The sequence below is a fragment of the Arthrobacter sp. 210 2 genome (genome assembly GCF_059093025.1).
The window spans coordinates 1-20,916 of the sequence record NZ_JBNHIE010000014.1 but is presented as its reverse complement, the minus strand read 5'-3'; the positions used below and the strand labels follow the sequence as shown (position 1 = coordinate 20,916).

At 60.9% G+C, this 20,916-nt stretch carries 17 protein-coding genes; 12 read left to right on the top strand and 5 right to left on the bottom strand.

Translation table 11 applies throughout. The features are described 5' to 3' along the window. Positions 1–28 precede the first annotated feature (28 nt). Positions 29–2,890 (bottom strand): FAD-binding and (Fe-S)-binding domain-containing protein, encoded by a 2,862-nt coding sequence (locus AC5RWA_RS20065; RefSeq protein WP_494058856.1) that lies wholly within the window; start codon positions 2,888–2,890, stop codon positions 29–31. A gap of 435 nt (positions 2,891–3,325) precedes the next feature. Between AC5RWA_RS20065 and AC5RWA_RS20060 the strand changes: the two genes are divergently transcribed. The 10 genes from AC5RWA_RS20060 (at position 3,326) to AC5RWA_RS20015 (ending at position 13,748) form a co-directional block, all read left to right on the top strand. Then, positions 3,326–4,093 carry an electron transfer flavoprotein subunit beta/FixA family protein gene (locus AC5RWA_RS20060; protein ID WP_494058792.1) on the top strand — a complete coding sequence of 256 codons (768 nt, stop codon included), beginning with the start codon at positions 3,326–3,328 and terminating at the stop codon, positions 4,091–4,093. Between the two features lie 13 nt (positions 4,094–4,106). After that, positions 4,107–5,081, top strand: coding sequence for an electron transfer flavoprotein subunit alpha/FixB family protein (locus tag AC5RWA_RS20055; RefSeq protein WP_494058791.1), 975 nt, complete (start codon positions 4,107–4,109; stop codon positions 5,079–5,081). Between the two features lie 113 nt (positions 5,082–5,194). After that, positions 5,195–6,076 carry a cytochrome b/b6 domain-containing protein gene (locus AC5RWA_RS20050; RefSeq protein WP_494058790.1) on the top strand — a complete coding sequence of 294 codons (882 nt, stop codon included), beginning with the start codon at positions 5,195–5,197 and terminating at the stop codon, positions 6,074–6,076. Positions 6,077–6,154: 78 nt separating this feature from the next. Continuing rightward, a complete protein-coding gene (locus AC5RWA_RS20045; protein WP_494058789.1) occupies positions 6,155–7,291 on the top strand; it encodes an acyl-CoA dehydrogenase family protein in 1,137 nt (378 codons plus the stop codon). Positions 7,292–7,309: 18 nt separating this feature from the next. Further along, positions 7,310–8,377 carry an enoyl-CoA hydratase/isomerase family protein gene (locus AC5RWA_RS20040; RefSeq protein ID WP_494058788.1) on the top strand — a complete coding sequence of 356 codons (1,068 nt, stop codon included), beginning with the start codon at positions 7,310–7,312 and terminating at the stop codon, positions 8,375–8,377. 50 nt (positions 8,378–8,427) lie between these two features. After that, a complete protein-coding gene (gene mmsB, locus AC5RWA_RS20035; RefSeq protein ID WP_494058787.1) occupies positions 8,428–9,339 on the top strand; it encodes a 3-hydroxyisobutyrate dehydrogenase in 912 nt (303 codons plus the stop codon). Beyond that, positions 9,336–10,112: an enoyl-CoA hydratase gene (locus AC5RWA_RS20030; RefSeq protein WP_494058786.1), complete on the top strand. Its 777-nt coding sequence runs from the start codon at positions 9,336–9,338 to the stop codon at positions 10,110–10,112. The genes mmsB and AC5RWA_RS20030 overlap by 4 nt, the downstream gene beginning before the upstream one ends. 70 nt (positions 10,113–10,182) lie before the next feature. Then, positions 10,183–11,682 (top strand): aldehyde dehydrogenase family protein, encoded by a 1,500-nt coding sequence (locus AC5RWA_RS20025; RefSeq protein ID WP_494058785.1) that lies wholly within the window; start codon positions 10,183–10,185, stop codon positions 11,680–11,682. A 3-nt stretch (positions 11,683–11,685) separates the two neighbouring features. After that, positions 11,686–12,921: a CaiB/BaiF CoA transferase family protein gene (locus tag AC5RWA_RS20020; protein ID WP_494058784.1), complete on the top strand. Its 1,236-nt coding sequence runs from the start codon at positions 11,686–11,688 to the stop codon at positions 12,919–12,921. 20 nt (positions 12,922–12,941) lie between these two features. Continuing rightward, positions 12,942–13,748 (top strand): enoyl-CoA hydratase/isomerase family protein, encoded by an 807-nt coding sequence (locus AC5RWA_RS20015; protein WP_494058783.1) that lies wholly within the window; start codon positions 12,942–12,944, stop codon positions 13,746–13,748. A gap of 40 nt (positions 13,749–13,788) precedes the next feature. On the opposite strand, the gene AC5RWA_RS20010 is transcribed toward AC5RWA_RS20015, so the two are convergent. From AC5RWA_RS20010 to AC5RWA_RS19995, 4 genes are all read right to left on the bottom strand, one after another. Further along, positions 13,789–14,322 carry a MarR family winged helix-turn-helix transcriptional regulator gene (locus AC5RWA_RS20010; RefSeq protein WP_494058782.1) on the bottom strand — a complete coding sequence of 178 codons (534 nt, stop codon included), beginning with the start codon at positions 14,320–14,322 and terminating at the stop codon, positions 13,789–13,791. Positions 14,323–14,807: 485 nt separating this feature from the next. Further along, complete coding sequence (panB, locus tag AC5RWA_RS20005; RefSeq protein WP_494058781.1) at positions 14,808–15,713, bottom strand: 3-methyl-2-oxobutanoate hydroxymethyltransferase; 906 nt, start codon at positions 15,711–15,713, stop codon at positions 14,808–14,810. A 103-nt stretch (positions 15,714–15,816) separates the two neighbouring features. Then, positions 15,817–16,263 carry an aspartate 1-decarboxylase gene (panD, locus tag AC5RWA_RS20000; RefSeq protein ID WP_494058780.1) on the bottom strand — a complete coding sequence of 149 codons (447 nt, stop codon included), beginning with the start codon at positions 16,261–16,263 and terminating at the stop codon, positions 15,817–15,819. Positions 16,264–16,394: 131 nt separating this feature from the next. Beyond that, the gene (locus tag AC5RWA_RS19995; RefSeq protein ID WP_494058779.1) at positions 16,395–17,846 is read right to left on the bottom strand and encodes an aldehyde dehydrogenase family protein; all 1,452 of its coding nucleotides are present in this window, start codon (positions 17,844–17,846) and stop codon (positions 16,395–16,397) included. A gap of 452 nt (positions 17,847–18,298) precedes the next feature. Here AC5RWA_RS19995 and AC5RWA_RS19990 point away from each other — a divergent pair, with 452 nt between their 5' ends. Continuing rightward, on the top strand, positions 18,299–19,162 hold the full coding sequence (locus tag AC5RWA_RS19990; protein ID WP_494058778.1) for an ABC transporter ATP-binding protein: 864 nt from the start codon (positions 18,299–18,301) through the stop codon (positions 19,160–19,162). A gap of 138 nt (positions 19,163–19,300) precedes the next feature. Continuing rightward, on the top strand, positions 19,301–20,293 hold the full coding sequence (locus AC5RWA_RS19985; RefSeq protein WP_494058855.1) for a zinc-binding dehydrogenase: 993 nt from the start codon (positions 19,301–19,303) through the stop codon (positions 20,291–20,293). The last annotated feature ends 623 nt before the right edge of the window (positions 20,294–20,916 follow it).

Here is a 20,916-nt window from a genome sequence, read left to right as displayed (position 1 = left end):
TTTCTTATAATTCCGACTTCGGCCTGATTCAATGGGTACGCGTTACCTTCTCCAGATGCTGCAGCACGTGCCAGTAGGGCCGCCCGGTGGCTTCTGTCATGCCCTGCTCGCAGGTTCGGTTGAGGGAGGCGTAAGCGTCGTAGTGGCCGGAAGCGATCTCTGCAGCCTCTGCCGCTGTGGCAGAGGCTGTCAGTTCAGGATGCAGCATGCCCCGATCTCCGGCGTAAGCGCAACAGCCCCACTCTTTAGGAAGAACGACTTCCGTGGCCACTGCCTGCGCCACCTTCTCCAACGCCCCTGTTATACCTAGATGGATTGAGGAGCACGTCGGATGAACAGCCAAAGAGTTAAAGGGCTTGGCGACCGTCAGGTGGGGAAGGACGGTGTTTGCGACGAATTCCACCGCATCAACGAACCTGAGCTTGCTATATTCCGGTGACTCCTTGGCGAGCTCACGCATGGCCAATAATCCTTCGGTGCACGACGATGCGTCGCAGACCACGGGCAGCCGGCCATGGTCTGTTGCTGCCCATAGCATGCTGAGCGTTCGAGGGGCCATATTTCGGTATCCCGAGGGTAAGCCCTTCGACTTCCATGGCGTTCCGCAGCATGCAGAGTTGGTCCCGTCCGGTATGGTGACGGCCACGTCGGCTCGTTCGCACAGCGCAAGGAACGCCTCGGAGACAGACATCCCCGTTCCGTCGGGTGTGCCGAACATACTGGAAACACAGGCGGGGAAGAAGATAGCCGTAGCAGCCGCGTCCTGGTGGGAGGGCCGGGGCCGACCGCCGCCAGGCAGCAGGTCCTGGTACTGAGGAACGTGTTCTGAACCGAGGACGGCGCGGCCAACCTTAGTTACCGCCCGGGGAAGCGCTGGCGGGAACGCATTTGCCACGCTGAGCCCCAGGCCGGCCACGCGGGTCGTCGTTCCCCACACCGAAGCGGCAGTGCCCCAAACCTTATCGGCCACAACGGAATGGTTCTCCTCACGCAGGCGACGAACGAGATCTCCAGTGTTGATGTTCACAGGGCACGCCGTGGCGCACATGCCGTCCACAGCGCAGGTCTGCAAGCCCTCGTAGTCATAATCCTCCCGCAGTCTCCGCGCCAGCTCTTCGTCACCGCTGGCTTCCGCAGCCGCGATCTCGCGACGCCCGACAATCCGCTGCCGCGGCGTGAGAGTGAGGTCTTTGGAAGGACATACTGGCTCGCAATAGCCGCACTCCACACAGCGGTCCACTTCTTCTTCTACGGATGGCGCGGTTTTGAGATTATCGAGGTAGGAGCGCGGATCATTGCTGAGGACCACCCCGGGGTTGAACGCGTTGCGCGGATCAACAAGGGCCTTGAGTTCGCACATGATCTCGTACAGTTCGTCCCCGTACTGCCGCTGAACGTACGGAGCCATGATCCGGCCCGTGCCGTGCTCGGCCTTCAACGACCCTCCGTGATCCAGGATGAGTTGAACCATCTCCTCAGTAAACTGCTCGTACCGCTTCAAGGACGCTGCGTCGTCGAAGTTTTCGTTCAGCATGAAGTGGACGTTGCCGTCCTTGGCGTGGCCGAAAATCACCGAATCCTCGTACGCGTGACTATCGAAGAGCCGGGTGAGGTCCCGGCACGTTTCGCCCAGAACCGCGACGGGGACAGCGATGTCTTCGAGCAGGGCGTTGGACCCACTGGGCCGGTTCCCGGCAACTGTTGCGTACAGGCCCTTGCGGACCTTCCATAGGGCCGCACGTTCCCGGGGCGCATCGGTAAGCGTTGCGGGGGTAGCGAGGTTCAGTCGCGCGAAGAGTTGTTCAGCCCCAGCGATCCGGTCCCGTAGTTCCTGATCGTCACGTCCCTGATACTCCACCAGTAATGCCGCGTGCTCCTGCACACTGATCGCCGCCATTCCGGCAGGAGCTTGACCAGTGCGCTGAGCCATCCGCAGGGAAGTTGCATCAAGCAGTTCCACGGTGGCAGATTGCACGTCCACCAGGTCCGGCACGATGCTCGTTGCACTCATCAGGTCCGGGAAGACGAGCAGCCCTGTGGCCACCTTAGGCATGACCTCAACGGTGCGGAAGACTGCCTCCGCCACAAAACCTAACGTTCCTTCGGAGCCGATCAAAAGGTGCTCCAATATGTGCACCGGTTCCTCGAAATCAAGGAACGCATTGAGCCCATAACCCATGGTGTTCTTCATGGAGAACAAGCGGCGCAGGGTCTCCACGGATTCCGCATTCGCGTGCACCCGCCGCCGCAGACCCAATAAACCTGCGTGCAGCTCCGGCTCCCGCTCGCGGAAGATGCTGTCCGCCCCCGCGTCGGCAGTATTCACCACTGTGCCGGAAGGCGTCACGAAGATCATTGACTCCAGAGTCCGGTAGGTGTTGAACTCCGTACCACAATGCATTCCCGAAGAGTTGTTCGCCACCACGCCGCCGATAGTGCAGGCCGACTCGCTCGCCGGATCCGGACCCAGCTTCCGCCCGTACTGTGCCAGCCGCTGATTAACTTGTCGTACAGTCGCTCCCGGTTGGACACGGACCCGGTGACCGCCATCCAGGACCTCAATCTTCCGAAAGTTCCGTCGGGTGTCGACCAGAACCTGATCCGAAACCGACTGTCCCGACAGTGAGGTGCCGCCGGAACGGAACGTCAGCCCCAGGCCATGGCGGTCAAGGACCCGAAAAAGCTCACCCATGTCATCCACCGAACCGGGACGGACGATAGCGCGCGGCTGGAGAAGGTAGTGGGAAGCGTCGTGGGCCGTCGCCCGACGTTCGAGTTCCGACTCCACTACCGACCCGGGGCCCCCCCATATCCTGAGGTCCTGCAACAACGCCTTGTCCTCAGTGCGGGGAGATCCCTGCGGCCGATGCGGCGAGTGGATAAGAGTCATCGTTGAGTCCCTCAATAGGTATGAGCCCGGAATGTCGGCAGTACGTACCTGCTTGTTAAACGCCACGGCGCGAGGTGGGTTTGCCGCCCTTTCCACTATGCCCGGGACTGCACTTGGATAGCACCGACCTCAGACGAAACACCGAAAGGAAAGTTGCTCCACTTGTAGCGCCCTTTTGATTGTCTGCCTTGGGAAGATGAGGTCCCGGAGTGAAGAGGCCCCTGCGTTTACCCGCCCGAGCGCCGCTTAGCGACAGGTCTCCCAGTCCCATCGAGCTACGCCTGCAGCGTTTCGATTTTGCTGCCGTCGAAGCACGTTCACACGAAATGATTGGAAGACCAAGTAAATAGTCGTGGGACCTAGTAAATACTAGGAAGACCTAGTAGATTTGTTTTGGGGTCACATATGACACGGCTCAAGGAGGAGGAAAGTCCGATGAAAATCATCGTGCTGGTGAAGCAGGTGCCCGATACTGCAGAGGAACGAAGGCTCGACCCGTCCACCGGCCGCGTGGACCGCGACGCAACCGAACGGGTAGCCGACGAGATAAATGAACGCGCCCTTGAAGTAGCCCTGCGCCGCAAAGATATGGATAAGAAGACCGAGATCGTAGTTCTGACAATGGGCCCTGCTGATGCCAACCAGGCGCTCCGCAAAGCCCTATCCATGGGTGCCGACTCGGCGGTTCACGTTGTTGATGACCGGTTGGAGGGGGCTGACATCGCACGGACTGCAGAGGTGCTGGCTGCAGCGGCTAAGCTGACCGGTTTTGATCTGCTCGTCGCTGGTAACGAGTCCACGGACGGTCGCGGCGGCGTAGTACCGGCGATGATCGCCGAACATCTTGGGCTGCCGTTGTTGCCCTCCCTGAACACGGTCGAAATTGACGCCGAGTCCGTTACCGGCGAGGTCGGTATCGAGGACGGAACGCTGACTGTGCGTTCATCGCTGCCGGCGGTAATTTCTGTGACGGAACGGGTGGCCGAAGCCCGCTTCCCCAACTTCAAGGGCATCATGACCGCCAAGCGGAAGCCTTTGGCCACTAAGAGCCTCGATGATCTGGGCCTGGAGAGCGCCAGTCCGGCAACCGTAGTGCTCGCCATGTCCGAACGGCCAGCCCGCGCTGCCGGAAAGAAAATTTACGACGACGGCAACGCCGGTTCTGAGCTTGCCGAATTCCTGGCCGCCGGCCGCCTGATCTGAGCGAGGAAACCCTATGTCAAACGTACTGGCACTCATTGAAACGTCGCCCTCCGGGGAGGTCGCGAGTAGCGCAGCGTCCGTCATTGCGGCCGCCGCTAAGCTCGGCACTCCGATCGCGGTTCTTACTGTAAAACCCGGTCACAGTGCTGGTCTCATTTCCCGGCTTGGCGACTTCGGCGCTGAGCATATTTATGTTGCCGAAAGCGTGCAGACAGGCACGATACTGGCGGCCCCTCAGATTGCCGCGTTGGCCGAGGCCTCCCGCGCATTCTCTCCCGTTGCGGTCGTAGCCGCGAACTCGGTTGAGAGCAGGGATATCGCTGCCCGCTTCGCCGTTCGTTCTGGCGGAGGCCTGCTGGCCGATGTTGTCGACGTCGGCCTCTCCACTGATGGCACTCCTACCGCCTCCCACTCGGTGTTCGGTGGGGCCTACCACGTTCAGGGGGCTGCCCCTCAAGGTCCTGCAGTTATCACGCTGCGCCAGGGTGCGCTGGACGAGCGTGCTCCGGCCGCTGCACCGGAAGTTACCACCGTATCGCTGGACGTCGAGGTGGGCGCTGCAGCTATCATCGAGCAGGTTCACCCGCCTGCCGCGGATTCGGGAAGGCCACCGCTTCGCAGCGCTTCGACCATTGTCTCCGGCGGCCGTGGACTGGGGTCCAAGGAGAGCTTTGTGCTGGTCGAGGAGCTTGCCGACGCCCTCGGCGGTGCCGTGGGTGCTTCCCGTGCGGCGGTTGATGCAGGCTACATCCCCCAGAGTTCTCAGGTCGGACAGACGGGCATCACGGTTTCGCCCCAGCTTTATGTGGCGTTGGGTATTTCCGGTGCGATCCAGCATTTGGCCGGTATGCAGACGGCCAAGACCATTGTGGCGATCAACAAGGACGAGGACGCCCCAATCTTCGATGTCGCAGACTTTGGCATTGTGGGCGATGTCTTCACGGTTGTGCCCCAGCTGATCGAAGCCCTCAAAACCCGCACCAACTAGCGCTTCCCCTCCCCGGCCGAAAGTGGCGGGGGAGGGGAGATCCACGGAAAGGAACTGAGGACATGACGACGACGAAGAAGCCGGCCAAGGTATCCAGGAACAAGCAAACCAAGATGGCCGCGATCGTGGTGGCCGCCGTCGTGGCACTGCTCGCGGTGGTGCTCGTTGCCCAATGGATGCGAACCCTCCCCGCGGTCCAGTCCTTCCTGGCAGACTACCCGGGACACACGGAGCTGCCCGCGGGTGCCCCTACAGGGCTACCGGCATGGCTCGGGTGGCAGCATTTCCTCAACGCGTTTTTTATCCTGCTCATTATCCGCTCGGGCTGGCAGGTCAGGACAACCACCCGGCCGAAAGCGAACTGGACCAGGAACAACAAGGGTCTGATCCGGACGAAGAACCCGCCGTCAAAAATTAGCCTGGACCTGTGGTTCCACCTGACCATGGACGCACTCTGGGTACTTAACGGCATCGTCTTCATGGTGCTGCTCATAGCCACGGGGCAATGGATGCGCATCGTCCCGACCAGCTGGGACATCCTTCCGAATGCCTTGTCCACCGCGCTGCAATACGCGTCACTGAACTGGCCTACCGAGAACGGCTGGCTCAACTACAACGCACTTCAGGTGCTGGCATACTTCACGACCGTTTTTATTGCTGCTCCGTTGGCTCTGGCCACCGGGCTGCGCATGTCGGGTGCGTGGCCCAAAAACGCCGTGAAGCTCAACAAGGCGTATCCGATTGAGCTTGCCCGCGCTATCCATTTCCCGGTGATGCTCTACTTTGTCTTTTTCATCATTGTGCACGTGACCCTTGTCCTGGCCACGGGAGCGTTGCGCAATCTGAACCATATTTATGCCTCCCGCGACGACGGCAGTTGGGTGGGCTTTTGGATCTTCGCAGCTTCGCTGGCGGTCATGATCGCGGCCTGGTTCCTGGCCCGGCCTCTGTTCTTGCGCCCTATCGCCTCCCTGACGGGCAAGGTTTCACGCTAGCGGCAAGGCCTCCTGCCGGCACGGCATGCGCTTCCGGGCGCGGCTACACCATTTACCACCAGCTCAGAAGGGCGAAAGATGTTTGAACTTAATGATGACCAGCAAGCGATGGTCGAGATGGTGCGGGACTTCGCGAATGAAGCCCTGGCGCCCAACGCGGCCAAATGGGATGAAAACAAGCATTTCCCCGTGGACGTGCTCCGGGAGGCCGGGGCCCTGGGAATGGGCGGCATCTATGTACAGGAGAAGTTCGGCGGTTCAGGACTCACCCGCAGTGATGCCGTGCTGATCTTCGAGGAACTCGCCAAGGGTGACACGACGATCGCGGCTTACATCTCCATCCACAACATGGTGGTGTGGATGATCGATACCTTCGGCAACGATCAGCAGCGCGCACAGTGGGTGCCGCAGCTGGCCTCAATGGAGGCGCTGGGAAGCTACTGCCTCACCGAACCCGGTGCAGGATCGGACGCCGCCGCGCTCAGCACCAAGGCGGTCCGTGATGGGGACGAGTACGTGCTCAATGGCGTCAAGCAGTTCATCTCCGGCGCGGGAGCCTCGAGCTTTTACATCGTCATGGCCCGCACCGCCGACACCGGCGCCCGGGGCATCACCGCAATCGTGGTCCCCGCCGACACGCCCGGACTGTCCTTCGGAGCTAACGAGAAGAAGATGGGCTGGAACGCGCAGCCTACCCGCCAGGTCATTCTTGAGAACGTTCGCGTCCCGGTCGCCAACCGGCTGGGCGAGGAAGGCAGCGGCTTCGCGATTGCCATGAAGGGGCTAAACGGCGGCCGCATCAACATGGGTGCCTGCTCCTTGGGCGGCGGCCAGGCCGCCTTGGACCAGACCGTTGCCTACCTCAAACAGCGTTCGGCCTTCGGCGGACCGCTGATTAACCAGCAGGCACTGCTATTCCAACTCGCCGACATGGACACGGAGCTTGAAGCCGCGCGGACGTTGCTGCGGCGGGCCGCCGATGCGCTGGACCGGGGCTCCGCGGACGCAGTCCGACTCTGCGCGATGGCCAAGCGGGTCTCCACGGACGCCGGTTTCAACGTCGCCAATACCGCCATCCAACTTCATGGCGGGTATGGATACCTGTCCGAGTATGGCATCGAAAGGATCATGCGGGACCTGCGGGTCCATCAGATTTTGGAAGGAAGCAACGAGATCATGCGGCTCATTGTCGGCCGGATGCTGGCGGAGGGCTAGACAGTGCAAAGCGAAGCAATGCAGAACGACGAAATCCTGCTCAGGCGCGACGGCCGCCTGGGCCACATCATCCTGAACCGGCCACAGGCAATGAACGCGCTGACTCATGGCATGGTCACAGCGATGACGGCGGCGCTGACGGAATGGGAAAATGACGACAGCGTCTCGACGATTCTCCTGACGGGGGCCGGCGAAAGGGGGCTCTGTGCAGGCGGGGACATCGTGGCCATCTATCGCGACACCCTGGACGGCGGACATGAAACCGCGCGTTTCTGGGCTGACGAATACAAGCTGAACGCCCTGATCTCCCGGTACCCGAAGCCCTACGTGGCCGTGATGGACGGGGTGGTGCTCGGCGGCGGAGTCGGCGTCTCGGCACACGCGTCGGTGAGGATAGTGACGGAGAGGACGAAACTTGGCATGCCGGAGACCGGCATCGGCTTCGTCCCCGACGTCGGCGGCACCTTTCTGCTTTCCCGCGCTCCGGGCGAGCTGGGCACCCACGTAGCGCTGACTGCTGGCACCATCACCGGGCCGGACGCCCTCGCCCTGGGGCTGGCGGACTACTACGTCACCAGTGACAAGCTGCCCGCGCTGGCACAGGCACTGGCCCATGGGCAGGCCTCCCCAACGGTCCAGGCATTCGCGGCGAACTACTATCCGCCGTCGGCGCTGGCTAAGGAGCGGGGATGGATTAACGAATGCTACGCGTTCGACGACGTCCAGGCGATTCTTGATGCCCTCCAGTCGGCATCGGTACCGGCAGCACGGGTTGCGTCAGAGCGTATCCGCGCCAAGTCCCCTACAGCACTGAAGGTAACACTGGAATCGCTGCGCCGTGCACGCCAGCTTTCCCTGCTTGAAGAAGCACTCGACCAAGAATACCGTGTCTCCCTTCGTTGCCTGGCCAGCAGGGATTTCCCGGAAGGCATCCGGGCGCAGGTCATCGACAAAGACCGCAGCCCCCGCTGGTCTCCGCCGTCCCTGACCGAAGTCTCAACGGAGGCGATCGAAACCTACTTTGCCAATTTGGGCCCGGCGGAACTGGGGCTCGCCGCGGCGGCGGTTCACCAGTCCAACAACTAGGCCTCCTTCAATGCACCCACTCGTCAAACCATCAGTAGGAGAAGTGTTTAATGACTGAACAGATAGCCTTCATAGGACTGGGCCATATGGGCCTTCCCATGGCCATCAACCTCGCCAAGGCCGGGTACACGGTCACGGGCTTCGACCTCATGCCCGCCGCCTTGGCACAGGCCCGGGACAACGGCGTGAACGTCGCATCGTCCGCCGCGGCAGCAGCCAAGGACGCAGACGTGATCATCACAATGCTGCCCGCAGGCCGGCACGTCCTCGCGGCCTATCAAGGAGAAACAGGTCTCCTGGCGGCTGCCAGGCCGAACAGCCTGTTCATTGATTGCTCTACCATTTCCGTCGAGGATGCACGCTCGGCCCATGAACTCATCACGGCGGCAGGTCACCGCGGGCTGGACGCCCCGGTCTCCGGGGGAGTGGTCGGGGCCGCGGCCGGCACGCTGACGTTCATGGTCGGTGGAAACGAGGAAGACTTTGCAACGGCGAAACCTGTCTTGGAAGCAATGGGCAAGCGCCTGGTGCACTGCGGTACTCCAGGGGCGGGACAGGCTGCCAAGGTCTGCAACAACATGATTCTTGCCGTCTCGATGATCGCAGTATCGGAAGGTTTCGTGCTGGGCGAGCAGCTGGGCCTGTCGCATCAGGCCCTCTTCGACGTCGCCGCCAACGCTACCGGCCAGTGCTGGGCCCTGACCACCAACTGCCCGGTGCCGGGCCCAGTGGCCACCAGCCCGGCCAACCGCGGCTATCAGCCCGGCTTCGCAACTGCCCTCATGGCCAAAGACCTGGGCCTTGCTGCACACGCCCTGGAAAGCACCGGCGTCGATGCCCGGCTGGGTGCCATGGCCGAAGAGATTTACCGCCATTTCGCCGAAGGAGAAGGCGCGCAGCAGGACTTCTCCGCAATCATCAACGAGATCCGGGCGAACTCGAAGACGAAGGAAGCAGTATGAGCACCCACCAGAACATCCTTGTCACGATCCAGGGCCGCGTTGGCATCATCACCTTGAACCGTCCTGAGGCTTTGAATGCCCTCAACGATGAGCTCAGCCACGAGCTGTTGGCGGCAGCCCAGAAGTTCGACCGTGATCCTGATGTGGGAGCGATTGTCATCACGGGCTCCGACCGAGCCTTCGCTGCGGGGGCCGACATCAAGGAAATGGCACCCAAGTCCTACACGGACATGTACCTGGAGGACTGGTTTGGCGTGTGGGACCAGGTGGCTAAGGTCCGCACCCCTATGATCGCAGCGGTAGCAGGTCACGCCTTGGGCGGCGGGTGCGAGCTGGCGATGATCTGCGACATCATCATCGCCGCGGACAACGCCAAGTTCGGGCAGCCGGAAATTAAGCTGGGTGTGATTCCAGGGATGGGCGGCTCCCAGCGACTTACCCGGGCAATCGGCAAGGCCAAGGCCATGGAGATGGTGCTTACCGGAAGGACCATGGGGGCCGAGGAAGCCGAAAGGTCCGGACTCGTCGCCCGTGTAGTTCCGGTTGCAACTCTTGTGGATGAGGCTCTCGCTGTCGCCGCAACGATCGCCTCCATGTCGAAGCCCGTTGCCATGCTTGCGAAGGAAGCCGTCAACGCCGTGTTCGAGGGGAGCCTTGCCGAAGGAGTCCGCCTGGAACGCCGGCTCAACCATTCGTGCTTTGCCATAGAGGACCAGAAAGAGGGGATGCACGCTTTCATTGAGAAGCGATCCCCGGATTTCAGTCACCGGTAGCTCCATTTTCTCCACCCGTAAGCCAACGTGGCCTTCACGAGGCGCAATAGAATTCTGAATGCGAGGAAGCATGACTGAGGTAAGCACGTCCCCCAACATAGGGTTGATTGTGGGAGACAGAGACCAATTGATGTGGATTGACGGCGAGCGGACGGAGGCGGCCACGGGGGAGTGGCGCGAAGTCAAGAATCCCGCGGTCCGTGACACCGTCATCGCCAGGGTGCCATCGGCAGGGGTTGAAGACGTGGACCGGGCCGTCACCGCATCCCGGAAGGCGTTTCCCGGGTGGCGCGCCCGGCACTTCACGGAGCGGGCCCGCGCACTGTCCCGGATCGCCGACGATATCGAGGCCCGGGCCGAGGACTTTGCCCGGCTGACCGCACTGGACACCGGCAACGCACTGCGCACGCAGGCCCGTCCGGAGGTAGCCACCCTGGTAGCTCTCTTCCGCTACTTTGCCGGCATCACAGGGGAAGTCAAGGGCACGACGTTGCCCGCCGGGGACAACCAGTTGCAGTACACCCGGCTGGAGCCCCTGGGCGTTGTGGCCTGCATCTTGCCGTGGAATTCACCGTTGATGATCGCCGGTTTCAAGGTTCCCGCCGCGCTGGCCGCGGGCAACACGGTGATTTTGAAGGCTGCCGACGACGCTCCACTCACCATTCTGCTGCTCGCCGAAATCTGCAACCGGCACCTGCCTGCCGGCGTCGTCAACGCCCTCACTGGCCGCGGCAGTGTCATCGGCTCTGCCCTGTCACAGCACCCTGGTGTGGATAAAGTGTCCTTCACCGGTTCCACGGAAGTGGGACGCGGTGTCGCGCGCGATGCCGGACAGCGTCTCGCCCACGTGTCCCTCGAGCTGGGCGGCAAGAACCCTTCCATCGTCTTCCCGGACGCGGTCGACGACGAGCTGATAGACGGTCTGCTCGCAGCCTCGCGCTTCACTCGCCAGGGTCAAAGCTGCACCGCGGGCTCCCGGTTGTTCCTTCACGAGGATGTCTATGACGAGGTGCTCGATCGGCTGGTAGCCAAGCTCGGTGCCTTGAAGGTGGGCGACCCTCTGGATGAGGCCACCGACATGGGCGCCATCATCAACAACAGCCAGTTCAAGCAGATCAGCCAGTACCTCGAAGAGGGGCGGGCCAACAAAGACCTGGACATTGCGCTGGGCGGCAACGTCCCCACCGACGGTCGGCTGACCGAGGGCTACTACCATCTGCCGACTGTTTTCGGCGGCGCCCGAAACGACTTCCGGCTCGCCCAAGAGGAAATTTTCGGACCAGTCCTCGTGGCCATCCGGTGGAAAGACGTTGATGACGTCATCCGCATGGCCAATGACACTCACTTTGGACTTGCCGCCTACGTGTGGAGCCGCAATCTGGACAACGCCCTCAACACCGCCCACCGGGTGGAAGCCGGCTGGGTCCAGGTCAATCAGGGCGGGGGCCAAATGGTGGGGCAGTCCTATGGTGGCTACAAGCAGAGCGGAATCGGCCGGGAGGTCTCGCTCGAGGGCATGCTGGCGGGCTTTACCCAGACCAAGCAAATCAACGTCAAGCTGCGGGGCTGAACCATGACTGTATCAACGGCAACAGCCGGACCGCTTGACGGCATCACGGTCCTGGATCTCAGCCGGGCGCTTGCCGGCCCCTTCGCCACGGCACTCCTGACCGACATGGGCGCGACGGTGATCAAGGTTGAGAGTATCAAGGGAGGGGACTCAACCAGGTCCTGGCCGCCTTTCGAGGACGAACACAGCCTCTATTTCGACTCCACCAACCGTGGAAAATCGTCTCTCGCCCTCGACTTCTACAGCTCCAATGGACAGAGGCTGCTACGTCAGCTGGCACTGGAAGCCGACGTCCTCGTAGAGAACTTCCGCCCCGGCGTCCTCAGCGAGATAGGACTGGATCCTGCAGCACTGCGGGCCGAAAAACCGGAGTTGATCATCGCGTCAGTCAGCGGCTTTGGCACCACAGGTCCCCTAAGCCAAGCCGCAGGACTTGATCAGGTTGCCCAAGGCATGTCTGGCCTTATGTCCATCACTGGCGCGGATGCCGAGAATGTATATCGGGTGGGGGTCCCCGTCATCGACATGTACGCCGGCGTATTCATCGCCTTCGGCATTGCCTCGGCATTGGCCGGTAAAGAACGCAACGGGACCGGTATGGAAGTTTCAACCTCCCTTCTGGAGTCCGCCCTGGCCATTTCTTCCTTCCAGGGTCAGCGCTACCTCAGCACCGGGGAAGTACCCGTACCGCAGGGCAACAACCACCCGGTACTGTCACCGTACGGCGTTTTCAAAACCGCAGATATCCCGGTGATCATCGCCGTCGGGAACGATAAACAATGGCGGCAGCTGTGTGCCCTGGTAGGCGATCCCGGATTGGCGGAGGAGCCTGAGTACGTCACGGGCCGCGACCGCGCGGAACACCGTGATGCCCTTACGGCACGGCTCGAAAGGCTGCTGGCAGCACGGTCGGGAACCGAGTGGGTGGACCTGTTTCGCGGCGCAAAAATTCCCACCGGGCCTATCTACAACTACCGGGAAGTCTTCGACGACCCGCAAGTTCAGGCCCTGGACATGGTCAGGCACGTCACACGGCACGACGGCTCACAGCTGCCCCTTTTGCGCGGACCGCTGTCCATTAACGGTGAAGGCACGCCCATCCGCAAGGCGCCGCCGGCGTTAGGCGGAGACACCCGACGGGTGTTGGAGGGCTTAGGGCTCAACGAGGAGCAGATCACCGGGCTCCTTGAGGCCGGAGTGGTGAAGGAAGCTCTCGTTCCACTGGAGGCGCCACTATGAAGACGGCAAGGGAGGACACTGTGACTGGAACCCTCCGGGTCGAATACAACGGTCCCGTGGCAACGATCCTGCTGGACAACGAGCGCCGGCGGAATGCGATGACAAAGGACATGTGGCAGCAGTTCCAGCCCGTACTCCAGCATCTGGCCGACAAGGAATCGGTCAAGGTGGTGGTGGTACGTGGGGCGGGGGAGAACTTCTCCGCCGGAGCAGACATCAGTGACCTCAAAGACATCCTGCACGATCCCGGCACTGGCCGGCACGACGGCGGCCACGTCAGTGCCGGCGAAAATGCCCTGGCCCGCTTCCCGAAGCCGACCATCGCGGCCGTCGACGGCTACTGCATCGGGGGCGGCTGGCAGATCGCAGGTGCCTGCGACATCCGGCTCGCCACCGACCGGTCAACATTCGGCATTACCCCGGCGAAGGTTGGCATCGTCTATCCGCTGTCAGGAATCGAAAGGCTCGTCAAGCTGGCCGGCCCGGCGACGGCGAAATACCTCCTCTTCAGTGGAGACTTCATACCGGCCTCGGAAGCAATGTCCTTGGGCCTCCTGGCACGGGTGATACCTCAGGCAAGCTTCTGGACGGAAACCACGGCATTTGCCGAGCGTCTGGCCTCCCGCTCGCAGCTATCGATCCAGGCGATGAAAGACATAGTGGACATCATCGCCCAAGGCCGAGAAGGCCTCGGAGAAGCCAACGCCGCATGGCAACGTGAAATGGTCATCAGCGGCGAGCCCGAAATCGGCATCGAGGCCTTCCTCGGAAAGAAGACTCCCGAATTCAAATGGACGCGCCGCGATTCCCGGCTCTTCGAGCTCTAGAGGCGTTCCCGCCATTCTTTTCGAGCTGCCCGCCGGGACGTCACTCGTCGTCCAGGCGGGCATTTTCGTCGAAGTCGCCCGCCTGGCGCCGGAAGCGACCAAGTGTTGTGATCAGGCCGTCGACCTCCTCAGCGGTAAATCCGGTCCGGGAAAATACCTTCGCGTTCAGGTCCTTGGTAGCTGCCAGGACCGCTTTCCGGCCTTCAGGGGAGATTTGCACCAAAGTGGTTCTGCCGTCTGTTGGATGAGCGACCCTGTCCACGAGCCCGGCCTGTTCCAACCGGTTGACCACACTTGTCACGCTCGTGGGGTGAACCTGCAAACGTGCGCTGGCTTTAGCCATCGGTAGCGACCCGTTCCTGGTGAAGCTGAGCAGCGCCAGCAGTTCATAGCGGGCAAAGGACAGCCCATGCGGTTTGAGCACCGCTTCTATACGGCCTAGCAGGATCTGTTGGGCCCGCATCAGAGCAGTGACTGCAGCCATGCCGTCTGCGGCGTCGGCCCATCCGTGCTCCTGCCAATGACGCCGCGCCTCCGCTATCGGGTCCTTGAGCAGGGGGAGGGTACCCGACACATCATCTCCTATGTTTGGGGCCAGCTTTGGCGACGAACTCTATTCAATGATTCTCTCATTTCGTTGCTCAATCCCGGGGGAGGCTGGTGCCCGACTAGTGCGGCGGTCTACGGCAGCTGCTCATCGGCGTCTAAAGGGACGCCCTAATTCCTGCCTGATAGGCGACTTTCCGTGGCGGAGATGAAGCGCCCCCTATTCCGCGGTGCCGCTACTTGGATCTCCCGTTCCTGAGGAATCCAACCGGGAAGCCAGCAGGTGAAGATCTTTAAGCACGAGGCTTTTCGCAAGCTGCCTTTTATTGGGACCTCGACGCCACTTCCTGGGCTGTCTGCCTCGTTGTGACGCTCGTACGTCGGAAAGTGCAGTGTCTTTTGGGACTGCGTTGCCACGTTGCGCTAGAGGGTCGTAAAAAACCAGACTACGCATGAGCTCTCCTCGATGTTCTTTGAATTCAACAACCAATCAGAAAGGGACTCCGGGCTTGGTTAGAAGCTATGCTCTGGGCCTGGGAATTGACCGGCACGAACATCCTGGCCGTAAGCTCTGGCGATGTCGGAGAGGGAAGAGCGCAGGTCGGCGTACTTTTTTACGAATTTGGGCATCTTTCCCTTGCGCAAGCCCACCATGTCCTGCCAGACGAGAACCTGTCCCGTCGTCGAGTTTCCGGCGCCGATGCCTATAGTGGGAACCGGAATAGCCGCGTCAACTGCCGCTGCAGTGGACGCGGGCACCATCTCCATGAGTATGCAGAAGGCACCCGCCTCGGCTAGGGCAACGGCATCGTCGATTAGCCGCTGCCCGTCGTCGCCTCTGCCTTGCACGCGGTAGCCACCAAGGGCATGCTCGCTCTGAGGCGTGAATCCGATGTGGGCCATCACTGGGATTCCCGCTTCGACCATGGACCTGACGGAGGTCGCGTAGAAGCTGCCGCCTTCTATCTTTACTGCATGCGCGAGCCCTTCCTTGAGGAATCTAATGCCTGTGGCTACCGCCTGCTCGGGAGACACTTCGTAACTGCCGAACGGAAGGTCGGCGACAACGAGGGCACGTGCAGCCGAACGTGTAACGGCCCGGCACAGTGGAAGGAGCTCGTCAACTGTTACCGGCAGGCTCGTTTCGTTGCCGAATACGTTGTTGGACGCCGAATCGCCCACGAGGAGCACCTCAATGCCGGCCTCGTCGAAAATTTCTGCCGTGTATTGGTCATAGGCCGTTAGCATTGCGAACCGCTTGCCGTTAGTCTTCGCCTGCTGCAAGTGATGCGTACGGATCCGTCCCTGGGGTTTAGCCGCAGCATCCGATGTGTGGCTGCTGATCGCAGTCGGACCGGGTACCTGAGGAACCTGAGCTTCGGCAGCCGCCGACAGACGAGCGCTTCTGTTATCCGCCATAGGATGGGTCTCCACCTTTCTGACTAATGGTTTCAGTGGGAATCTCCATCTGACCATCGAGAGGTTCTTGCGTTGGATATAACGTCACTCAAATGCTCCGTTCTCAGGAAAGGCGGGGCCCATGAAGTCCAGGTTGTTTGGTAAGGGCATGGGGTGGGCGCAAGAGCCCGGGCGTAAGCCCTTCTGCCGGGTCGCTGCCCAGCTGGATCACCTTGTTGTTTTCGTCCACGTGGACTACCCGGGGCTCGTGACCACCGGCTTCCTCTGTCGTCATCTGTGAGTAGGTGATCAGGATGACAACGTCGTTTTCCTGCACCAGGTGTGCTGCAGGGCCGTTGATTCCGATTACGCCCGAGCCGCGCTCACCTGCGATGGTGTAAGTCTCCAAACGGGCGCCGTTGGTTACGTCCACAATGGCCACGAGCTCACCGGGGAGGATATCGGCAGCGTCAAGGAGGTCCAGGTCAACGGTGACCGAGCCAACATAGTGCAGGTCAGCGTGCGTGACAGTTGCCCGGTGAATCTTGGACTTGAAAACAGTGCGTTGCACGGGGGGCTCCCACCCATTGAAAGTTATGCCCTTTTCACAGTGGAGGCACAACTGAACTTCTTTTCTTAGGTCTCAGAAACGCCGCGGGGACCCACTAGGACAAAGTGGGCCCCCAAGGGTGGCAATTAGGCTTACGCGGTCAGGTCAGGTTTGACCATGACGTGCTTCAGTTGGGAGTACTCGTCAATGCCATGTGCGGTAAGTTCTCGGCCAATGCCGGACTCACCGTAGCCGCCGAAGGGCATCTCAGAGGCGGTGAAAATATGCTGATTGACCCAGACAGTGCCAAACTGCAGTTCCTTTGTAAAGCGCATCGTTCGGGCGAGGTTCGTGGTCCAAACGCTTGCCGACAAGCCAAAGTTAACGTCGTTGGCCAGCTTAAGCATTTCATCGTCATCTGCGGCCGACTGGATGGTAACAACGGGTCCGAAAACCTCACTCTGTATGATTTCGTCCGTCTGCTTCACATCCGTTACAACTGTCGGCTCAATGAACCAGCCCGGCCGGTCGATCCGGTTTCCACCAAGGCGAATTGTGGCACCTGCTTCCCGAGCGCGGCCCAGGAAACCAAGGATCTGGTTCATGTGGTGCTCCGAGATGACGGGGCCCATCGTGGTTGCGGGGTCGGAGGGGTCGCCGACAATCAATGACTTGACCTCCTCACAGTAGGCCTCGACGAACTCGTTATAGACGGACTCCTCCACAATGACCCTGCAGGCCGCCGTGCAGTCTTGGCCGCTGTTTGAGTAGCCGAACGCAACGAGGTCCCGAACAGTCTCTCGGATCGGGCTATCGGCAAAGACCAATACGGGCGCCTTGCCGCCAAGCTCCAGGCCGAGCCGCTTCAGGGTCTTGGCGGCAGTTGCCGCAACAAACTTTCCTGTGGATGTCGCCCCTGTGAGCGCAATTTTTCGGATGCTCGGATGCTCCACCATGGCAGTACCGCTCTCGCGGTCCCCGATGATGAGGTTGAGGACTCCCTCAGGCAGGAATCGGTTGGCAACCTCGACGAGCTTGATGGTCGTGGCTGGAGTTACTGTTGCAGGCTTTAGCAGCACAGTATTTCCAGCTGCAAGGGCCGGTGCGATTTTCCACACAGCCATCAGGAGCGGATAGTTCCACGGCGTGATCAGGCCAACGACTCCGAGGGGCTCCCGACGTACCCAGGAGGTACTCCCGTTCGCGTATTCACCGGTAGCTGGAACCGAGGAAACGCGTGCAGCGCCGGCAAAGAACCGCATAACGTCCCACATCCAAGGCATATCGCCCCGTGCATGGGTGATCGGCTTGCCCACGTCTTCACTCTCAAGCCGAGCAAATTCCTCGGCCTCTTCCTGGATGGCGTCAGCGATCTTGAGCAGAATCTCAGCGCGTTCAACCGGAGGGGTTGATCCCCACACCTTGAATGCTTCCTCGGCCCTGTGGACCGCGGCATTCACGTCCTCCTTGGTGGCGCGGCGGTATCGGGCCGTAACCTCGCCGGTCGCCGGGTTGATTACTTCGGAGACGTTTTTGTCATCCGGTCCCGCTGCGTAGGTTGCAGCAAGGCCACCTTGATTCTTCTGAACTACGGTCGTCGTCAAGAAGGACTCCTCACATCATCTTTGTTCGGGCTCGGCAACGCTTGAGGACCATGGCTAGCATCCCACCCGGATTTATTGGCAATACCCATCTTCTTGCCATCTGCATCACAGGAGAACTGTGAAACTAACAAACGAATGGGGCAACCCTTCATGAAGTTACAAGCCCACGCCTCGGAATACTCCTTCTATCGCCCGCGGGTGTACGGGGGATCAGTAGGCTGGACGGAGACAACGGGCGGCATCAGGTACGCTTCACTCCAGCCCTGTGTTCGACCGACACCCCGGGGGGCCGACCGTGCAGCGGCATTAACGGCACACCGTCTGCGTAACTACGGGCACCTGATATCTGACAGTAACCCGAGTCCGGCCAGTGCACCTTTTTGGGGCCGCTGGCCTGCGGCCCCGGCTCACAAGCCCCCACCGTCCCATAAAATTCTTGAGGAGTCGTTGTAATGAACTACCAGCAGAACCGAGACATAGTGCTGGAGCTCGAAGATGTCTCATTCCGCCGGGGGAACAGGGATATCATCAGTCGCATATCACTGTCCGTAGGAGCCGGAGAGCACTGGGCGCTGTTAGGCGCGAACGGCGCGGGGAAGAGCACCCTCATGGGACTATGCGGAGCGATCGCCCACCCCAGTTCCGGGAAAGTGCGGGTTCTGGGTGAACTCCTGGGACGAGTCGAACTGCAAGCCCTGCGTCGCTCTATCGGTCACGTGAATCCGCGGCATCAGATCCTTACGCCCCTCACCATCCGGCAGGTTGTACTTACGGGATTGACGGGTAGCAACGAACTGCCGCAAAGATGGGATCCAACCGCCACGCAGTCTGCGCTGGCAGAGTCGCTGCTCGAAGATGTGGGCCTGGGCCAAAAGGCCGGCTACCGCTGGCCTAACTTGTCCCAAGGTGAACGAGGACGGGCCCTAATAGCACGCGCACTTATCTCCTCACCCAAGCTGCTGCTGCTGGATGAGCCCTGCACAGGATTGGACGTTGCCGCCCGCGAACAACTCCTGGAAACCATCGAGAATCTCACCCTAACTCACCCGCAGATGGCTTCCATTTTGGTCACCCACCACCTTGAAGAACTGCCGACGTCTACAAGCCATGCAGTGTTGATTGCTGACGGCGTGGCGGTCGCAGCAGGTCCGGCCCCGGAAATCATCACTACCGAGAACATAACGACCGCATTCAGGCATCCCATTGAAGTGGAGCGTCGTCACCGTCGCTGGAGCGCTCGCGTCGGCCGGCGACATCCACTACCTGCCATCGTGGAACAGGAAAAGCAGTCGGTCCTCGCCCTCAGTGGTCGCTGATACCGCGGGTGGGCCAAAGCCGGGGGAGCGCCATACGCGGCACTTTACCGGGGGTACCGTTCGGCCTTTTGTCGACATCAGGGCACGACTGTAAAGACGTCCATGACAAGGTATGAAAGGTGTGATCGCGTGAAGGCGATGCTGATCCAATCAACTGCCGGGATCGCAACACTGGAGCTGGCAGATATAGAGGTGCCGTCAATGGGCCCTCATGATCTTCGGATTCGAGTCCATGCTGCGTCAGTGAACAGAGCAGACCTCCTGACCCGTGCCGGCACCCACGCTCCCGCGGGTCAGTCCGCCCCAGCTGTCGCGGGGTTGGATGCGGCGGGACAGGTCCTCGAAGTAGGTTCCGAGGTGTCCACCTTCAGGCCGGGTGACCGAGTGATGGCCATGGTCGCGGGCGGGCTCGCCGAGGAGGTGGTGCTCCCGGCTGACATGGCAATCGCTGTGCCAAGGGCGTGGACCTGGATGGAAGGCGCCGCAGCCGTGCTCGGTCTTATGACAGAACACAATGCACTCGCCACTGCCGGTCGGATGCGGCCGGGGGAGACTGTCTTGGTGCACGCGGCAGCCAGCGGGGTCGGGACGCAGGCGGTGCCGCTCGCACGAGAGCTGGGCGCGGCCAAGGTAATCGGTACGACCAGGGCGCATCGGCCCGCTGCTCCACTCACTCAGCTCGGACTGGACCACCTAATCGTCACGTCAGAGGTAGATTTCGCCGATGAAGTACTGAAATTGACGGACGGAGCCGGCGTAGACATCATCATCGATCACGTTGGTGGTCCATATCTCTCGGACAACATCAGGGCCGCAGCACTACAAGGTCGCATCGTGGGAGTGGGGCGGCTCGGCGGCGCTGAAGGAACACTGGATCTGGAGGAGCTGGCGCGCAAGAGACTGGAAATCATCGGCACCACATTCCGGACACGGACCATCGCCGAAAAGACAAGAATCGTCAAAGATCTCTGCTCTGGAGTGGACCTTGAGGGGGCGGCCAACCGACTGCGGCCTATCATCGACCGGGTGCTTCCGTGGACCAGCGTATTGGAGGCACAGGACGTGCTGGCAAACGGTGAGCATCTCGGCAAGATTGTGCTGCAGGTGGCAGGAGTCCCCTTGCGTTCGTGAGCCTCCAGTTGTTTCACCAGGAGGCCAGCGGCCAGTGGGCCTCGTTGAAGAAGAGCGGCTGTCAGCACTTGTCTGGCGAAGTCCTAAACCATGGAAACTTTACAAGCGTCATTAACGTTTTACCGTGACATCTCCAATTCTGGCAATTGCGAGGTTTAGCTAAAATTGCAGCAGAAAGAAGTTCTAGCCTCTGTTGTCCCTTCGAATGGTTACTTAGAGAGGCCTGGAGCTTTTGTGAAAACTAAGTAACTGTCCCCCAATATAACAATTTTGAAAGTTACTGCTCAAGGAGGCGTGGTGTGGGAAAGTCACCAGATTGGTCAGACCTGCTTGGACTACGAGTACACGTGAAAAAGGACGGCTGCATCGTCCGGACTGGCTATGTTGACGCCGTCTCCGCATCCGCCGACATTATCTGGATAAGCCAGGAAGGTGCCGAGCACCGGAGCTTGTACGAAAGATCGGAGGGATACCATGCGGTTTCGGTCTGGGCAGATCTGTATGAAAAAGATGTATGTCCGACATAGGGGCTCTTCGTGGTTGGTGGGGAATTGAGTTCGTGTCGTTGAAGACAAGGGGGCCCGTGGCCCTGCTGGGATGAGTGTGTCTAGCATTCAACCTGG

What these genes read in the sequence shown, in the direction of transcription:
- AC5RWA_RS20065 (WP_494058856.1), bottom strand. Translation starts at nt 2,890, where the DNA reads ATGACTCTTATCCACTCGCCGCATCGGCCGCAGGGATCTCCCCGCACT.
- AC5RWA_RS20060 (WP_494058792.1), top strand. Translation starts at nt 3,326, where the DNA reads ATGAAAATCATCGTGCTGGTGAAGCAGGTGCCCGATACTGCAGAGGAA.
- AC5RWA_RS20055 (WP_494058791.1), top strand. Translation starts at nt 4,107, where the DNA reads ATGTCAAACGTACTGGCACTCATTGAAACGTCGCCCTCCGGGGAGGTC.
- AC5RWA_RS20050 (WP_494058790.1), top strand. Translation starts at nt 5,195, where the DNA reads ATGGCCGCGATCGTGGTGGCCGCCGTCGTGGCACTGCTCGCGGTGGTG.
- AC5RWA_RS20045 (WP_494058789.1), top strand. Translation starts at nt 6,155, where the DNA reads ATGTTTGAACTTAATGATGACCAGCAAGCGATGGTCGAGATGGTGCGG.
- AC5RWA_RS20040 (WP_494058788.1), top strand. Translation starts at nt 7,310, where the DNA reads ATGCAGAACGACGAAATCCTGCTCAGGCGCGACGGCCGCCTGGGCCAC.
- mmsB (WP_494058787.1), top strand. Translation starts at nt 8,428, where the DNA reads ATGACTGAACAGATAGCCTTCATAGGACTGGGCCATATGGGCCTTCCC.
- AC5RWA_RS20030 (WP_494058786.1), top strand. Translation starts at nt 9,336, where the DNA reads ATGAGCACCCACCAGAACATCCTTGTCACGATCCAGGGCCGCGTTGGC.
- AC5RWA_RS20025 (WP_494058785.1), top strand. Translation starts at nt 10,183, where the DNA reads ATGACTGAGGTAAGCACGTCCCCCAACATAGGGTTGATTGTGGGAGAC.
- AC5RWA_RS20020 (WP_494058784.1), top strand. Translation starts at nt 11,686, where the DNA reads ATGACTGTATCAACGGCAACAGCCGGACCGCTTGACGGCATCACGGTC.
- panB (WP_494058781.1), bottom strand. Translation starts at nt 15,713, where the DNA reads ATGGCGGATAACAGAAGCGCTCGTCTGTCGGCGGCTGCCGAAGCTCAG.
- AC5RWA_RS19990 (WP_494058778.1), top strand. Translation starts at nt 18,299, where the DNA reads ATGAACTACCAGCAGAACCGAGACATAGTGCTGGAGCTCGAAGATGTC.
- AC5RWA_RS19985 (WP_494058855.1), top strand. Translation starts at nt 19,301, where the DNA reads ATGCTGATCCAATCAACTGCCGGGATCGCAACACTGGAGCTGGCAGAT.